The sequence below is a fragment of the Methylobacterium sp. GC_Met_2 genome (assembly GCF_026540795.1).
In the GTDB taxonomy this organism is placed as follows: Bacteria; Pseudomonadota; Alphaproteobacteria; order Rhizobiales; family Beijerinckiaceae; genus Methylobacterium.
This window is the reverse complement of sequence record NZ_JALNUM010000132.1, coordinates 1-15,847: the sequence shown is the minus strand read 5'-3', so window position 1 is coordinate 15,847 and position 15,847 is coordinate 1. Positions and strand designations below refer to the sequence as shown.

General features: G+C 56.3%; 8 protein-coding genes and 1 tRNA gene. 5 read left to right on the top strand and 4 right to left on the bottom strand.

Translation table 11 applies throughout. The features are described 5' to 3' along the window. Nucleotides 1–13: 13 nt before the first annotated feature. Together OXS49_RS28720 and OXS49_RS28715 are read right to left on the bottom strand one after the other, a co-directional pair. On the bottom strand, nt 14–1,105 hold the full coding sequence (locus OXS49_RS28720; RefSeq protein ID WP_244001859.1) for a tartrate dehydrogenase: 1,092 nt from the start codon (nt 1,103–1,105) through the stop codon (nt 14–16). Between the two features lie 104 nt (nt 1,106–1,209). Further along, a complete protein-coding gene (locus OXS49_RS28715; protein ID WP_267428090.1) occupies nt 1,210–3,153 on the bottom strand; it encodes a chloride channel protein in 1,944 nt (647 codons plus the stop codon). A 214-nt stretch (nt 3,154–3,367) separates the two neighbouring features. Here OXS49_RS28715 and OXS49_RS28710 point away from each other — a divergent pair. From OXS49_RS28710 to OXS49_RS28700, 3 genes are all read left to right on the top strand, one after another. Then, nucleotides 3,368–3,444: transfer RNA gene (locus OXS49_RS28710), tRNA-His, on the top strand. Nucleotides 3,445–4,713: 1,269 nt separating this feature from the next. Beyond that, a complete protein-coding gene (locus OXS49_RS28705; protein ID WP_267428089.1) occupies nt 4,714–5,877 on the top strand; it encodes a hypothetical protein in 1,164 nt (387 codons plus the stop codon). Further along, nucleotides 5,859–6,695 (top strand): class I SAM-dependent methyltransferase, encoded by an 837-nt coding sequence (locus OXS49_RS28700; RefSeq protein ID WP_267428088.1) that lies wholly within the window; start codon nt 5,859–5,861, stop codon nt 6,693–6,695. The genes OXS49_RS28705 and OXS49_RS28700 overlap by 19 nt, the downstream gene beginning before the upstream one ends. A gap of 162 nt (nt 6,696–6,857) precedes the next feature. Here the strand turns inward: OXS49_RS28700 and OXS49_RS28695 are convergent, their stop codons facing one another. Next, complete coding sequence (locus tag OXS49_RS28695; protein WP_267428086.1) at nt 6,858–8,645, bottom strand: lipopolysaccharide biosynthesis protein; 1,788 nt, start codon at nt 8,643–8,645, stop codon at nt 6,858–6,860. An 83-nt stretch (nt 8,646–8,728) separates the two neighbouring features. Next, on the bottom strand, nt 8,729–9,334 hold the full coding sequence (locus tag OXS49_RS28690; RefSeq protein WP_267428084.1) for a recombinase family protein: 606 nt from the start codon (nt 9,332–9,334) through the stop codon (nt 8,729–8,731). A gap of 335 nt (nt 9,335–9,669) precedes the next feature. Between OXS49_RS28690 and OXS49_RS28685 the strand changes: the two genes are divergently transcribed. Further along, entirely contained in the window at nt 9,670–10,707 is a 1,038-nt protein-coding gene (locus tag OXS49_RS28685) for a YihY/virulence factor BrkB family protein (RefSeq protein ID WP_267428082.1), read from the top strand. 1,650 nt (nt 10,708–12,357) lie between these two features. Further along, complete coding sequence (locus OXS49_RS28680; RefSeq protein ID WP_267428080.1) at nt 12,358–13,593, top strand: hypothetical protein; 1,236 nt, start codon at nt 12,358–12,360, stop codon at nt 13,591–13,593. Nucleotides 13,594–15,847: the final 2,254 nt, after the last annotated feature.

The window sequence follows — 15,847 nt, the reverse complement described above, 5'->3', positions numbered from 1 at the left end:
CGACCCGGCCCCCCTACCCCAGCGCCTGCTCGACCGCCTTGCCGCACGCCTGCGTGTCGGCATTCCCGCCGAGGTCGCGGGTGCGCAGGGTCCGCTCGGACAGCACCCGCTCGATCCCGCCGACGATCTCGGCGGCGGCTTCGTGCTCGCCGAGATGCTCCAGCATCATCGCCCCGGACCAGATCTGGCCGATCGGGTTGGCGATCCCCTGGCCGGCGATGTCGGGCGCCGAGCCGTGGACCGGCTCGAACACCGACGGATGCACCCGCTCGGGGTTGATGTTGCCCGACGGCGCGATGCCGATCGTGCCCGTGCAGGCCGGGCCCAGATCCGACAGGATGTCGCCGAACAGGTTGGAGGCCACCACCACGTCGAACCGGTCCGGGTTCAGGACGAAATGCGCGGTCAGGATGTCGATGTGGTACTGGTCCCACCGCACGTCCGGATAGGATTCGGCCACCGCCTTCACCCGCTCGTCCCAGTACGGCATGGTGATCGAGATGCCGTTCGACTTCGTGGCCGAGGTCAGGTGCTTCTTCGGGCGCTTCTGGGCGAGCTCGAAGGCGAATTTCAGGATCCGGTCGGTCCCGTGGCGGGTCATGATCGTCTCCTGCAGGGCGAATTCCCGGTCGGTGCCCGCGAACATCCGGCCGCCCGCGTTCGAGTACTCGCCCTCGGTGTTCTCCCGGACCACCCAGAAGTCGATGTCGCCGGGCTTGCGGTCGGCCAGCGGACACTTCACCCCCGGCATCAGCCGCACCGGGCGCAGGTTGGCGTACTGGTCGAATTCCCGCCGGAACAGGATCAGCGAGCCCCAGAGCGAGATATGGTCGGGCACCCGCTCGGGCATGCCGACGGCGCCGAAATAGATCGCGTCGTGGGTCTCGATCTGCGCCTTCCAGTCCTCCGGCATCATCCGGCCGTGCTGCTCGTAGTAGTCGCAGCTGGCGAAATCGAACCAGTCGAGCTGGAGCGAGAAGCCGTGGCGCTTCGCCGCCCGCTCCAGCACGCGCACGCCCTCCGGCACCACCTCCTTGCCGATGCCGTCGCCGGGGATCACCGCGATGCGGTAGCGGCGCTGCGGGCGGGTCTCTGGACCGGACATGAATCCTCCACGCGTTCTGGGAGAGCGGGCCCTCGCGGGGCCCGGGTCGTCGGCGTCAGGTGATTGGTCCGCGCCGGTATCGGGTCAACACCCGGACCTGACAATCAGTCGATTTCCCCCGCCATGGCCCGGCGCTGACGGTCGAGTTCCTCGCTGTAGCGCTTCAGCGTGTGGCTCTCGGTGAGCAGGCCCAGGACCTTGCGGGTCTCGGGCCCGTCGACCACCGCCAGCGCTTCGCTCTCGGTGCGGTCGAAGGCGGCGGCGGCGTCCTTGGCGTTCAGGCCCGGCGTGAGGAAAGCGTCCGCGTGCAGCAGCAGGTCGGCCAGCACGGGCTGCGCCGCGGCGGCGGCATCCCGCGCGGCGGCGTGCGCCTCGGGGACGTTCACGATCCCGGCATAGCGCCCCTGCCCGTCCACCGCGATCACCCGGGAGGGCGAGCCGAGGGGGTGGGCGCGCAGGAAGGTGGCCAGCGGCGTATCGGCCGCCACGACGCGCGTGTCCCGGCGCATCAGCCGGCCCACGGTGAGCGAGCGGATCCAGCCGATATCGTGCGGGCTGCGGATGCTCTCGCCGCGCAGGTGGAAGCGCCAGGTCGCGAAGGAGTAGCCGAAGGTCTTGCGCACGGTGAGCGAGGACGCGATCACCGCGGCGAGCACCAGCCCGGTGATCGGCAGGCTGCCGGTGATCTCCAGCGTCAGGAACGTCATGGTCAGCGGCCCGCCGATCACCGCCACGGCCAGCGCGCTCATGCCGATCACCGCATAGGCGAGCGGCGTGAGGCCGAAGCCCGCCAGCGCCGGCACCAGCAGCGGCGCCCCGGCGGCGAACAGCTTGCCCGCGATGGCGCCCAGGAACAGCGAGGCGAAGAACAGGCCGCCCCGGAAGCCGGAACCGATCGAGATCGCCGAGGCCATCGCCTTGGCGGCGAACAGCAAGGCCAGCGCCGCGATCCCGTGCCCCTGGCTCTCGGCGGCGAAATGCATGTGCAGGGCGCCGTGGCCGCCCGAGAGCACCTGCGGCGTCGCCACGAGGGCCAGCGCCCCGACGCACAGGCCGCCGAGGGCCGGGGCGGCCACCCGCGGGACCCCCGAGGCCTGGACCAGCCGCTCCACCAGGGTGACCCCGCGCATGATCAGGATGCCGAGGCCCGCGCAGACCAGCCCCAGGGCGAGGCTCGGCAGGATCTCCATGCTGGTGACGTGCGAGGTGGTGATCGCCTGCACGTCGCCGAAATCGACCAGCGGCTGCGTCGCGATCAGTTGCTGCGCGATCAGGTTGCCGCAGAGCGCCGCCACCACCACGGGCGTCAGCGTGGCGATGGAATAGGTGCCGATGATCAGCTCGAAGGCGTAGAAGGCGCCGGCGAGCGGCGCGCCGAATCCGGCCGCGATCGCCCCGGCGGCGCCGCAGCCGACCAGGGTCCGCAGGTCGCTCCGGCGGACCTCGAAGGCGATGCCGAGCCGTGAGGCGAGGCCGGAGGCGAGCTGCGTGTAGCCGGCCTCCAGCCCGACCGAGGCGCCGCTCCCGTTCGAGACGACGTTCTGGAGGGCGAGATAGAGGCTGTCGCGGAGCGACATCCGCCCGCCATGCAGGGCGTTGGCCTCGATCGGGTCGATGGCGGGGCGCTTGCGCGGGCCGCGGATGTAGCCCGCCGCGACGATCACCAGCCCGAGCAGCGCGCCGCCGAGACACGGCCCGACGAGCAGGAGCACCGGCGACACGGCATCGGCCGCGCTGAGCCGCATCCCTGTCGGCAGGAGGAACAGCAGCTCGCGCAGGCTCTGCGTCGCCCAGTTCATGGCGGAGACCGCGACCCCGGCGACGCAGCCCACCAGGGTCGCGAGCGCAACGAGGCCGCCCTCGCTGCGGCGGACGAGGCTGCGCAGCTGCCCCGGCGCCTGGACGATCCCGGCTCCGGTCCAGCGGCGCCGGGCGCGCCCGCGCGTTCCGGCCGCTTTCCGGGCCGGTGCATCGATCGGCCGATCGGCCGCGCTGCGGTCGCCGCCCGTGATTCCATCCTTGGCTGCCGCTGGCTGTCGCGCGCTCACGGTTCGTCCGCTCACCCCGATCCGCCCCGGCCGCCGCACCGCGGGTTCGACCCGATGGGTTCACTATAGCGCGCCCGGTGCGGAAGTGGACGCCGGTTCGGCCCAGGCGCGGGCGTCCGGATCCCGATGCGGCCGGCCGCGTCCGTGTCGATCCTGCAAAGGCCGCGTGCCTCGCTTGAAAACTGCCGCGGCCCACGATACACCCCCCGCCAGTGCCGCCGTAGCTCAGTTGGTTAGAGCACCAGATTGTGGATCTGGGGGTCCCCCGTTCGAGCCGGGGCGGTGGTACCATCGAATTTACGTTGGTAGTTGAAAGGGGTTAGCCGCCGGCTAGCCCCTTTTTCTGTTCCGAGATTTTTTCCGGACGTCCGGGATAGGAAGCAAATAGGAAGCAGGACCCGCAGCAATTGGTGACATATTCGTTGTCGACCGGCTGCCCGCTACGCGAAGAGGGGTTCGCAACCTAGCGCGGCACTCTGGGGAAAAAATGGTGATTCGGGCGCGCCTCAGACACTTACCGTCAATCACAGGCATCAGCGCCCTGACGGTTGCCTAGGTGGCCAACGAGACACGCGCCTGAGGGTGATCAAGCCTGGCAGTGTGTGACGGCGGCTCGCCTTTTATCGGCATGCCCTTGAGGTCGCCTGCCATACCTGGGGCTACCCGATCGCTGATAACCCATCGCGCTGGTCACCAAGAAGGTCTTCAACGCCCGGTCTCGGCGCTTGGAGCGTGGCGAACGGGAAAAGCTTAGAGCCACCTGCGCGCGATCGAGGAACCCCCAATGTCCTTGATATGGTGGAGTTTGGCCTAGAGACGGCCATGAGGCGCAGCGAGGTTCTAAAAGTAAGGTGGCGTGACCTCGATGAGGCAAAGCGCACGCTGCTCATTCCGGAGGCCAAGAACGGTCACGCTAGGACGATTCCGCTCACGTCCAGGGCTTTGAGCATCTTGGTGGCTAGGAGACCCCAAGACCCGACAGGCAATGGATTCGTATTTCCCACGAAGAAAGATGCCGTGAAGATGGCCTGGAGGCGCATCATGGGACGTGTGGACCTATCGAACTTTCGCTACCACGACCTACGGCATGAGGCAGTTGCCCGATTTTTTGAGACGGGTCTAAGCATCCCGGAAGTCGCACTCATCAGCGGTCACCGGGACACACGCATGCTCATGCGATACACCCACCTAAAGCCCGGATCTGTGGTCATGAAGCTCCCTTAGAGGGCATTCTAAGACTTGAGAGCGCGATAGACGCCTATCCAGCTGGTCCCCAGTGTCTTAGCAATAGCTAAGAAATTAAGACCCTGCGCCTTGAGGTTCATTACTTTCTCAGCAGGAACTGAGACAAGAAGTCCCTTGCTGGCTAAAGAAAGCTATCCCGCTCATTAAGCTAATTAAGGCCAAACCCATCAGGCAATTGCCATCGAACTCTGCGTAATAAGCGCAGGTAAGCCCCCGCTTCCAACCACTGTTAATATCGATACGGGCGAGCTATGCTATTGCCTATTCACGTGTGCGGGGACCCTCGGACGTGCGGGTGTCCAAGAGGCTCGCTCAATGATTTCAACAGTTATTTGCGGCCATTTCCAAATCACCATTTTCTTCGGTAAGACGGCAATTGGTTCTATTGCGAGCTTGATCGACGGAATACCGCAATCTTGCGATCAAGATGGCGATATGATTACGTCAATGAATTGGTTTTTATCACTGTCAGACCGATGGAACACCCTTCCTGTAGTGGTCTTGCTGCATCGAGATCGGAATCCTTTTGGAGCACTTCTTCTTCACGGCACCAAATTCGGCAGTGTGCCGATAGGAACTTTCAGAGCAGGGTATCTCTGCGGTCGAGGTGGCGTTGTCGGCAAAACGGGCGCTTACTCGACAATTATCGAATATGGAACAGAAGCTCTTATCAAAAGTAAATTTGCACATACAGTCATTGTGACCTCCATGTTGCAAGATAATGAACGTCCTGTGTCACTGGACGAAGGTGTTCGCACCAGCTTTTCCAGAAACTGGCAATTTCACGAAACGAGAAGCCGCCTTCCTTTGACGGGAGGAATGGATGGACTGCTTTCTCGCTTTAGTCAGAAAATGAGAAAAAATTTCCGATACTACAAAAAGCGCGCTGAAATTGACATTGGATGCGTGTTTCATCCTTCTCTCAGTTCGACACAAGCTATTTCCGCTGTAGAGCAGCTGCAGGGGGTGTCAGTCCGATCTGTCAAACTCAAATCAGCCTTACAAAGACAGAGGGCGATTGCGGATCAGCCGGGTTCATTTTCAATGGGACTGATCGACAAAAGCGGCGATTGGGTGAGCTACCTTTCAGGCTGGAGGCAACGCAAGACATGTGTTGTCGAATGGCAACTTAATCACGAGGATGGGAATAACGCTTCGATTTCCATGGCGATGCGACATTTTTTTCTGGAACATGAAATCGCAAACGGAATGGAAGAAGTGATTTTTTTGGCTGGCACTACGCCTATTTGGAGTAGAGTTTGTGAGCCGCAATTGTGTAGTGAATACCTCGCAACGCCCGACGGCTTTATGGGAAGTGTAGTTCGGGGTATTTATGGATTTCTGCACCCAAACGGCAAAGTGTCTCAGTTGACTCGAAAGCACAGGGTGCTTTTAAAAAGCAAATACTTATCTGTTTTTGTGGTCCTATGTGGCATAAACATTGTTGTGGGAGCTAGGGTATGCTCGTGCGTCTTATAAAGCTTGCCCAAAAGACTGCAACAATACTGCTTACTCGGAATACATATGGGCGTCGATATATGCTGCGGCGTGTCCTTGAATTAAGTCAACTTCACGCCCATCCAATTGATGTTTATTACAACATTCGAACTAGTGGGTTTATCCCAAATTTTCTTAATGACTCGGGAGCTAATATAGCCAAAATAGCATCTCGGGAAAACAATCATTATGCTGGTTGTCAACCGAGTTGTCTAAGAAAGGCACTTCAATCGCTCCCCGATACAAGTGAATTCGTCTTTTATGACTACGGCTGCGGTATGGGTCGCGCGTTAGCGACCGCATCAGAATTCGCTTTTCGTGCGCTTATTGGTGTGGAGCTATCTAAAGAACTTTGCGCCATTGCGGTCGAGAATGCTCGGAGCATCGCGGATTCCTTCCCTGAAAGAGCCCACATCAGCGTCAAACAAGGTGACGCGATTGCGGTCGAGCTTCATGGCGACAAACTAGTAATATTTATGTATCATTCGTTCGGTCGAGCGACGCTAACGTCTATTATAAATAAGTTAGAAAAATTAGTTAAAGTCGGACGGGATATTTTCGTAATATTTGAAAATCCTGTCAACGGAGATCTGTTAGAACAATCGACACAGTTCGGGCGCTGGTATGCTGAGCAGGTTCCTTGCGATGTCGAGGAAATTAGCCACCATTCGGATGCCAATGATGGCTTCGTCGTTTGGCGCTCAATCAACACAATTACGGCCGACCGAAGTGCCTATAATAAATTTGAGATATTAATAACTAAGCCAACCTGGCGAGCAGAAGTAATTAGGAGTGACTGATCGGTCAAACCGATGGATTTGGCAGTTGCGTGCTCCACAGACAAGAGCGTTTCAGCCCAATGCTATCGACTTGCACCTTTCAGTAGCCGGGGAACAGACACCTTTCTGATGGTGAGTTCCTCCCTCCAGCGTTTGCCCCCGTGCTCGGCGCAGCGAGCGCGTTCATCCATTCGATTGATTCTCAAGAGACAGTAACGCGTGGCGGTGGAGCGGGGACCTAAGCTCTAGATCGCTAAATGCGCTCACGCGTTCTGCCGCCTTAATGACGGCTTCGCACACAACAGGTGGCCAAGGCACATTGTGGTCATGAAGCAATTGGGCTGCGCTTAGGAGAACGTTGCGTCGGTCGGAGAAAAGCTCATCCTTTGTGATGTCTGATTGAAGAATCTCTTTCGATAAAGCTGTCATAAGCTGAATGATTTTATCCATTGGCTCTGCTTGGTCGTCAGCCTCGGCTGCTCCAATTAGCCCTTTGCTATTGGTCGCTCGACGTATGCGTCCAATCAACATCAATTCAGGACCGTCCGGCCGCCCCATTGCGAACCATAGGACTAAGAGCGCAATTGTATAAATCGCAATGCCAATTAATATTGTGAGACTTAATGCCGCAATCAAGTTGAATCCGACAGGTATTTCACTCAGCCAGCGACTCATTGACAATAGAGAGATATACATCACCGCGCCCGCAAGATACGGACGAATAATTGATGCAAGTTGCTTTTGAAATTCTAGACGCGTCAGTGAGTGAATGATTATCATGCCGGTCACTAAAGATATCAATCCTGCGCCGGCGCGAGCAACTAGAACTCCTGTTACCCCAAACCATAGTGCCGCAAAAAAAAGTGCTGGGAGTTTAATTACTAGATCTGCAGCCACCAGTAGAGTAGCAAAACGCGCTCTGTTTAGCGTCAGAGCCAATGACGAAACCGGACCGGACAAAACACTGAAAATCGCGCCAGCCGCGATTCCAGCGAGAATGGGCGCAGCTTCCGCCCATTTATTTCCCAAGATTATTCTGATAGCGGGATCTGCCATTATGGACAGGCCGATATACGCCGGCACGACGATTGTAGCGGATGCAGAAGATGCCTTGCTGTAAGCTTGGCTCAGACGGACAGTATCGTGTTGGACAGACGAAAAACTTGGCAACCAAGCGCGCGCTAGAGGGATTGCCACAATACTATATATCATACTAGCAAGATTTTCTGCGACGGAGTAGCGGCCAAAATCAGCGATAGAAATATAGCGACTGAGGATAATCCGGTCGACCTGCCATGATATGGCGCCAACAAGCTGACCCAAGCTATGCCAACCCGCCAAATTAGAAAATACTGACCATTGTCTTAAACTTAGGCGTGGACGATACCGGGCGATATAGTAAGAGAGCGTGGTGGTTACGATAGGACCTGTCAAAGTTCCCACTGCAATCGCCCAGTAACTTTGTGTAGTCACAGCAAAAGTTACCGAACTGCCAAAACTTGCTAATTTGCCAAGCAAATCCATTGCGATTTCGCGCCGAAAATCGAGTTCGCGAACGAATTTTATTGCTGCGGGGCTGCTTAGGCAACGCAAAATAGAGCCGACACCTAACACTGCAACAAGCGGGGCAACGCGTAAATCATCGCTAAATTGTGCGAACGGCTTAGCGGTCAAAAGAAGCAAGACAGCAATCCCCACGCCTCTGATGAGGCTCAACGTGAAAGCTGTATCAAGTGCGTCTCTCTCGAACGCTTTAGTTCGAATAAGGCTATTTGATATCGGTAAATCTGTCACCATTTCAACAATAAATATTGGTATCATGGCTAGCGCCACCACACCGAATTCAGCCGGACCCAAAACGCGCGCGAGGATGACAAAAGTTGCTAAGTCAACGAGCCGGGTGGCAAGACGTCCGGCTATCAACCAAATTGCGGCGTTGGCGGTTCTTGTTGCTGTGGTATTGTTTTGCAAGATACGGGATGCCTTATGTAGTTTAGTAACCTCTTTGAAAATATTTTTCTAAGTCCTCTATTCCTTAGCAAGGCGCGGAGAGCCTAACCACCGTATCCCTGCTCGGCTTTCTCAGCGTTATCTGAAGCGCCAACTTGGGCTTTGGACTTGAGAACACGATGAATGCTCATCCGGCTGACTCCCAGCGCCTTCGCGATCGCTGAGGGACCAAGACCCTGTGCCTTCAGATTCATAATCTTCTCAGCAGGAACGGAGACCGGGCGACCCTTTCCAGCGTAGACGCCTGCCGCCTTGGCTTTTGCGATACCCTCAAGCTGCCGCTCACGGCGAAGGTTCGTCTCAAATTCTGCGAATACCCCCAGCATGGAGAGAAACGCCTTACCGGCGGCCGTCCCTGTGTCGATCGGCTGTTCTGTGGCTTTAAGGAACGCCCCTTTCCCCTTGAGGTCCCGGACGATGTCCTGGAGATCCCCTACGGACCGAGCCAGCCGATCAATGCGGGTCACCACAACGGTGTCGCCCTCGCGGACGAACTCGAGAAGGTTCTTAAGCTCAGGGCGCCCGTGGACGGTGGTCCCCGATCGTTTCTCGGATCGGACGATGTCACAGCCTGCAGCCTTCAGAGCCTCTAACTGGATGCCGAGGTCTTGCTCGGTCCCTGAAACCCGAGCGTAGCCATACAGCGCCATCGCGACCGAACCTGTCACAAAAGAATCTAGACCTTGGTTCGATGGCGTATCAAAAGTCCGTAGTCAATCCTTTTGATACAAGCAACCGGAGTAACAGCGGTCCGTCACTTAACGGTATACCGTTCTGTGGCTTATCAGCCGCAGCGATGTCGTCGCTGCGTCATTCTACAAGGAGGTCCATCGTCCCCCACACCGGCGTCTGCGGTTCTCGCGAGTGAGTTACGCCACCTGTATGCCGGTCCTAAGCAAACTCGGCGTGACGAGTTCGCTGGTTCATTGAACCCAATGGCGCTAGGCTCGGCCTGACCGCCCGCGTTCTCTATATGAGCAGCCTCATGACCCACGAAGAGGCTGAGGGCCAGGATTGGCGTTCGGTGAGCACGCGTGCTCCCGATGTGGCAACGGTCAAGGCGGCTGAAGAACGAGCGGAAAAGCCTGGTCGTGGACGCTCGGCGGACGACCCCGCGCAGATACCTGCCCCTGGATGGCGAGACATTCTCACGCGGGTGTTCTGGGCGGTCCCTCGCGATCGTGTTCTCTCGACTGCCGGTGGCGTTGCCTTCTTTGCCCTGCTGTCGACATTCCCGGGGATCGCGACGATCGTATCGCTCTACAGCTTGTTTGCTGATCCGGCGGTCATTGGTCAGCACCTGAGTGTGCTCAAGGGTGTCCTGCCCGACGGCGTTCTCGACCTGATTTCGGCTCAGCTTCAACACGTTGCCCAGCAGGGCGCAGGGACGCTCAGCACGGCGTCACTGCTCAGCTTATTGATCGCTTTCTGGAGTGCGAACTCGGGTGTGGCTGCGCTCTTCGATGCCCTCAACGTGATCTACAGGGAACGAGAGAAGCGAGACCTTGTGCGGGTCTACCTGACGACTTTTCTCTTCACGTTGGGCGGAGCGATGGTGATGGTTGCGGCCATCGCCACGGTCGTTGGCCTGCCGTATCTCCTAAACCAGCTTGGCTTCGGGACAGGAACTGACACCCTGTTGCGGGTTCTGCGTTGGCCCGCCTTGCTCGTCGTCGTGAGCCTGGGCTTGTCGCTGGTATACCGCTATGGCCCAAGTCGTCGGATCGCCAAGTGGCGATGGGTTAGCTATGGGAGCACTCTCGCAGCCTTGGGATGGGTTGGCACTTCGACGGTGTTCTCGCTCTACGTGGCGACTTTCGACTCCTACAATCGAATCTATGGGAGTCTGGGTGCGGGTATCGGGTTCATGACATGGATATGGCTGTCCATCGTCATCGTGCTTCTCGGGGCTGAGCTAAACTCCGAGATGGAACGGCAGACAGCCAAAGACAGCACGGTCGGTCAACCCAGACCGTTGGGTTCCCGAAAAGCGTTTGCAGCGGACACGGTCGGTCCACCATAGGCACCGCAGCATCGACGCGGATTGCTCGACCGTTGAATATTCCGACCGGTATGCACTCGGCGATGTGGTTCTCAGCACCGGCCTGGGCGTCGTGACGACGTCCAGCCCTTCGGGTCACGTCTAGCCGGTGGCTCTTTGCGTTGCGAGTTTTGGGGTCTCAGTAGGCTCGGGGCTAAACGGTGCTTTGAACCTTCCTCCAAGGTTTAGGTCCTCTTGGAGGCTTGTGAGGACTGAGCCGACAAGAAGACGCCTAAGACCGGCTGGTCTGATAATGCCCGGTTGCGCCTTCAAGAGCGCCGATCTTCGCTAGCATTTCGAGCTGTCGGATCCGGTGATTGCGAGCCGTTGGTCGGATGAGGGCCGCCTCCGCCCGATGTCGCCGACCTACAAGCTCGAACGTCGAACGCAATCGCTACAGCGTCAATAGCGAGAACAGCGTGTGTTTCAGCCCTATGCCGCGAGATTGAAATCTGGTCGTGCGCAAAGAATTTTATGAGCCAGCCCTCCAAGGTCGGCACATAAACGCTCAAAGTCTGACAACGTTCGCATCAAACTAGATGATGAAACTAACTACAGGTTAGGCCAATTTTATTCGGGCGATAGCGGATTCGTAACGCTCAGCTTGTAGCCGAGTCAGGCCAGTAGCTAACGCGTGAGTGCCTCGGTAGACGGTCCAAGTGCCGTCGTGTGTCGGCAATATCCGAATCATAGTGGCCCCGCAGTCGAACTACGTAGGAGCTTAACCATTCGTTACCATTTGGCAATGGGTGGTGGCCGCGGTTGGCGAAGCCCTGTTGATAGTGATCGTCCCACTTGGTGCTGAACTAACATCGAGATGGAACGGCAAACGGCGACGGACGGCACGGTCGGCAGTTCGAAACCCTTGGCGGCCCGAAAGGTGTTTGCCGCAGATAAAGTCGGGCTGCCGTAACTAAGGAGTTCGGGGGGAGGGACGGCGTCTCGAATAGACAATTCCCCCGCTAGGCGTCCTACGCCGCCAACGCAGGCACTCCTCCAAGCCCAATAACCAGCGTTCTCTCCTAATCGAGTTTGCACGGAGACTATACCGAGCATCAGATCTGAACTCGGAGAAGAACTGAGCCGGTGACGGTCCTGGGGCGTCAAGGACGCTGCCAACGCATCTTAGGCTATCAAAACCAATCTAATAAAACCCTAAGTTTAGAATAATGGTCGTTTTGAGCGAAATCGATTCGGAAAGCCTTCCTTTTACGGATACAAAATGGGCTGCTTTAGGCAACCGACGCTGCCGGTTAGCGCGCGTCCGACCGTCGGACCAAACGAAATTTGTAATCTCATAGCATCAGAGGAAAGCACCGTAAAACGGTAAAATCAAAGGTTATGGATATAAAGCAAAGGTAAGTCTTAAAAAAAAGACGGTCAAGATGTTTAGTGCGGCGATTTCGGGCAACATCTTCATAACTTAGCTCAATTCACGGCTGATTACAGGTCACCTGAATCGGTGTTTATGCTGCTTGTTCAACTGTTTTATAATTTATTATTTTAAAATGAAATTTTAATTTAATAGATGGCGAGAAGCAATAGCATTGATGTATCCAAAATTTCTCACAAAGCCGTCTTGATGCATAATAAATGTAATATTCGACGAGCCATATTATATGGAACAGAGAGTTGGAAGAACAAGCTATAACACTAAACGATTTTGAAGACCATCTTATCGAAGCGCAGCGAGATTGCATTTTAGGATTCAACTACGCCGTTGACGAAAGATTTATAGAGCGACTTGGGCTACCTGAAGACAAACATGGCGCCTTACTATCCATCATAGCCGAGTTGCTCATCGCTGACGAACAAGGAAAGGCGGTCTCCTACTCGCGTAGGAAGGCTTTCTACTGCGGTCTGAAGCGTTACTGTGGTCGAAGCTACACCTACGCGCGAATCCTCAAGTGGGTTTCGTGGCTTGAAGACGCTGGATACATCAGCAATTGGATTGCCCCACCCCGCCCGCCGCGAGAAGGCGAGCGAGGGACGCAATCGACAATGAGAGCGACAACAAAACTACGGGAGGTCTGTAGAGGCTTGCCTTTAAAAGTATCTCAGCGTGAATGCCTGTGCCTGAATGGTCTCGATAGGAAAAAACTCGACTACATTGAAACCAACGAAACTTTCGATATGCGTCGAGAGGTAGAAGAAATCAATCGGCATTTGCGCAATGTGGAATTCGATATCATGTTGCCCGGCATCTGGCGAACCGAACGCCATCTTTGCATTCCACACAAAGCACCAAAGACAGGTGAGCAGATACAGCTATATGTTCCGCACCTTGAACCAAGCGTCCGACGGGTTTTCTGTCGAGGGTCATTCGATTGCGGGGGGCGCCTATACGGCGCATGGCAAAACATACCTAAGAAGCACCGACCTCTGGTGACCATCAACGGTGAGCCGACGGTGGAACCAGACTATCCATCTCTTCACGCACGGTTAGCTTACGCCTTGACGGGAAGCCCGCTTCGAATCAATGACGACCCATACGATGTGGGCGGCGGTTTCAGCAGACAAGAAGGTAAGTATGCGCTGCTGATAAGTTTCAACGCGCGCAATGAAAGAAGTGCGATCTGTTCGATTGCCCAGAAACTTTCACTTTCTCATGCTCGTGCCGCAAGCTTGTATCAGCAGGTCATTACTCACAACTGGCAGATAAACGGTTTTCTGTCGAAAGACAAAGGTATTGAGCTGCAGAAAATAGATAGTGACATCGCAATCAAGGTGATTCGGGCATGCCTGAATGACGGGATACCCGTATTGCCGGTGCACGACTCGTTTATCGTGCCGGAACGCGCAGAGAGCTTGACCAGGGAGCATATGGGACGGGCTTTGAAATGGGCCGTAGACCATAGCCCCTACTAAATTCAGTTTTCTATTAGCTCTGAAAAAGGTTCCACAGATGGAGGTGAGGGAGAGGACTGCAAAGCCGTCCCAACGGTCTTTGTTATCACCCCTCCCTCACCACGATATATACTAATCTCTCGGCATCATTCATTGATTGTATTGTTATTTGGTGATGTTGCGTTTATTGTAAAATGGTGAAGTTGGAGGTTCTTAAGAAAACAAATAGGATTGATAGAAATGGCATATCCGTTAGTGTTTATAGATTTTATTAGTCCTTGATTAGAGTTTAGTTCCGGCGACTATGGCGCCGATAAGCCTTCCTATTTTGACCAATTGCTTGGAACCCGCTGTCTCGCAGACAGCGCCGGCAAGGATGGTTGTTTCCCATTATTTTTAGAAATTCAGATGAATTCCCGACAATTTACAGCGCCCCGTGCTCTCAACCGACTTCCTCGATGGGCCAAATCAAATGGCAAATGGACAAATGCAGTCCAGCCAGGCAAGACGGCACGTCAGCTTATTCTTAAAGATACTGACTTTCATCTCGATAACTGCGTTAATTCGACAAACTTGAGAATGGTTGCCCTCTGTAAGTCCCTGGAAAACAGGTTCGATAATCGAACCTTTATGGTCAATTGCCATTGCGGCAATCGAGCAAGTTGCTTTGAAATTTCGGGCAACGCTCCAACTCCTACGTTCCTCTGCACCGGTTGCGGTCAGCAGGCAAAACAAGCAGTTGGATATGGTGGGACGATTTGCACCCGTTATGCCGATTTATTCGTTGCCTTTCCCGACACGGCCCCAAAGGACCGAGCGTTACGGAACGAAACGCTGAAATACGTAAGAGAGGCAAAGGGGTTTAGGAAATACGTTACGGCTAGCAAGGCGAAAAGATTTATTCCCTGATTGTGGCTGAGCCGTCAGCTTAGCTTAGTTAGCTTTCATTTTGCTGATTAATAATTAGCGACACGCTTCTACCGTGTGTCGCGCTTATCGCTAGCACTCTGATGGTGCAGGGAACGAGCGGCAAGGCGTTCTCCTTGTCGGCTTCCTAGCCGACCTGACGGCGTTAGCTGTGATGGGACTGCTCGACGGCCAAGGCCCTTCCTTGGCGCCGACGGGTCTCAACGATGTTAGCTCGACGATCCCGTTCCGGTGGACCGCCTCGAAGACGCCATGGGTGGGCGGCACATGGCCGCTTTGCCAACATTAGGGGGTAGCGGTGCGGTCCGTCTTGTCCATCAGTGCCGGGCTGGCGGTAGTCTCGGTCGCGCTTACTCCGCTCTGGGTTTCCCATGGCCCTCGCCCTCAAGGGGACCAGCCCAAGAAGGCCGCGGCCTTCGTGCCGATCTCCCAACAGCCTCAGCGTCTGGACCCGACGGGACAGCCCATTCGGACCATCACAACAGGACTATCGGCTGGCCCAGCCGTCAGCGACGCCCGTCCTGCCCACACTGGAATGGTGGTAGCCCCGACCCCTTCGGCCGGTTTCTCGCCCGCTGGCCCTCCCAGTAGCGTTGCCGCCGATTCCTCGACGGACACGAGACCACCAACCAGGCTGCCTGATGTCGCACCTGTCTCAGGTTTGAGAGCAGTCACTACGGGGAACAGTGCCGGTGAGCCTTCAGCGACAAGCGGCAGCCTCGACCTGAACTCGGCCTCCCTGGATCAGCTGAACGCGCTTGGTGCCGGCATGATCGGCAAGCGGATCGTCGAGTTTCGCCCCTACGCGACGCCTGAGGACCTGGTCACACGACGCGTTCTCAAAAAATCGGATTATGAGATCATTCGCTCCGCCGTCACTGCGCGGTAAGCCTCGGACGCATCGGCCCTGCGGCCGGAACCAGCGTCCAAGAGCGAAGGCTCAGTTCAAGTGAAATTTTGCATCTGCCTGTCTGTCGTATTCATCCCAGGATGGGTGATGATTAAATGGGCGAAACTTAGACGCGTGGCATTGCATAATGTCTTTAGGCGTAAGATTGACGTCTTCAAGACACTTGCAGTCGAAGCGACTTAACTCTCTCGTCGACCTCCATTCGCATAGCAAATATTCGAGTAAGAGGATAAAGCGATTAAACATACCGGTCTCCCTGAAATGCTTGGGAGGTATGTTGGTCGACCGGCAGCCTGAAATCGGTGCTGTTACACACCCTCACGATTTCTGACTATCGTTTGAATCGAATCTCGGTTGTCTGCGTTCGCCCTCGTTGTATCATCGTCGATAGTGGTAAGCGTTGACAGTGTGCACAGGGCCAAAGGCGATGGGTAGGCG

Bases quoted from the DNA above. Each gene is read 5' to 3' on its own strand.
- OXS49_RS28685 (WP_267428082.1), top strand. From the start codon at position 9,670: ATGACCCACGAAGAGGCTGAGGGCCAGGATTGGCGTTCGGTGAGCACG.
- OXS49_RS28705 (WP_267428089.1), top strand. From the start codon at position 4,714: ATGATTTCAACAGTTATTTGCGGCCATTTCCAAATCACCATTTTCTTC.
- OXS49_RS28720 (WP_244001859.1), bottom strand. From the start codon at position 1,105: ATGTCCGGTCCAGAGACCCGCCCGCAGCGCCGCTACCGCATCGCGGTG.
- OXS49_RS28700 (WP_267428088.1), top strand. From the start codon at position 5,859: ATGCTCGTGCGTCTTATAAAGCTTGCCCAAAAGACTGCAACAATACTG.
- OXS49_RS28690 (WP_267428084.1), bottom strand. From the start codon at position 9,334: ATGGCGCTGTATGGCTACGCTCGGGTTTCAGGGACCGAGCAAGACCTC.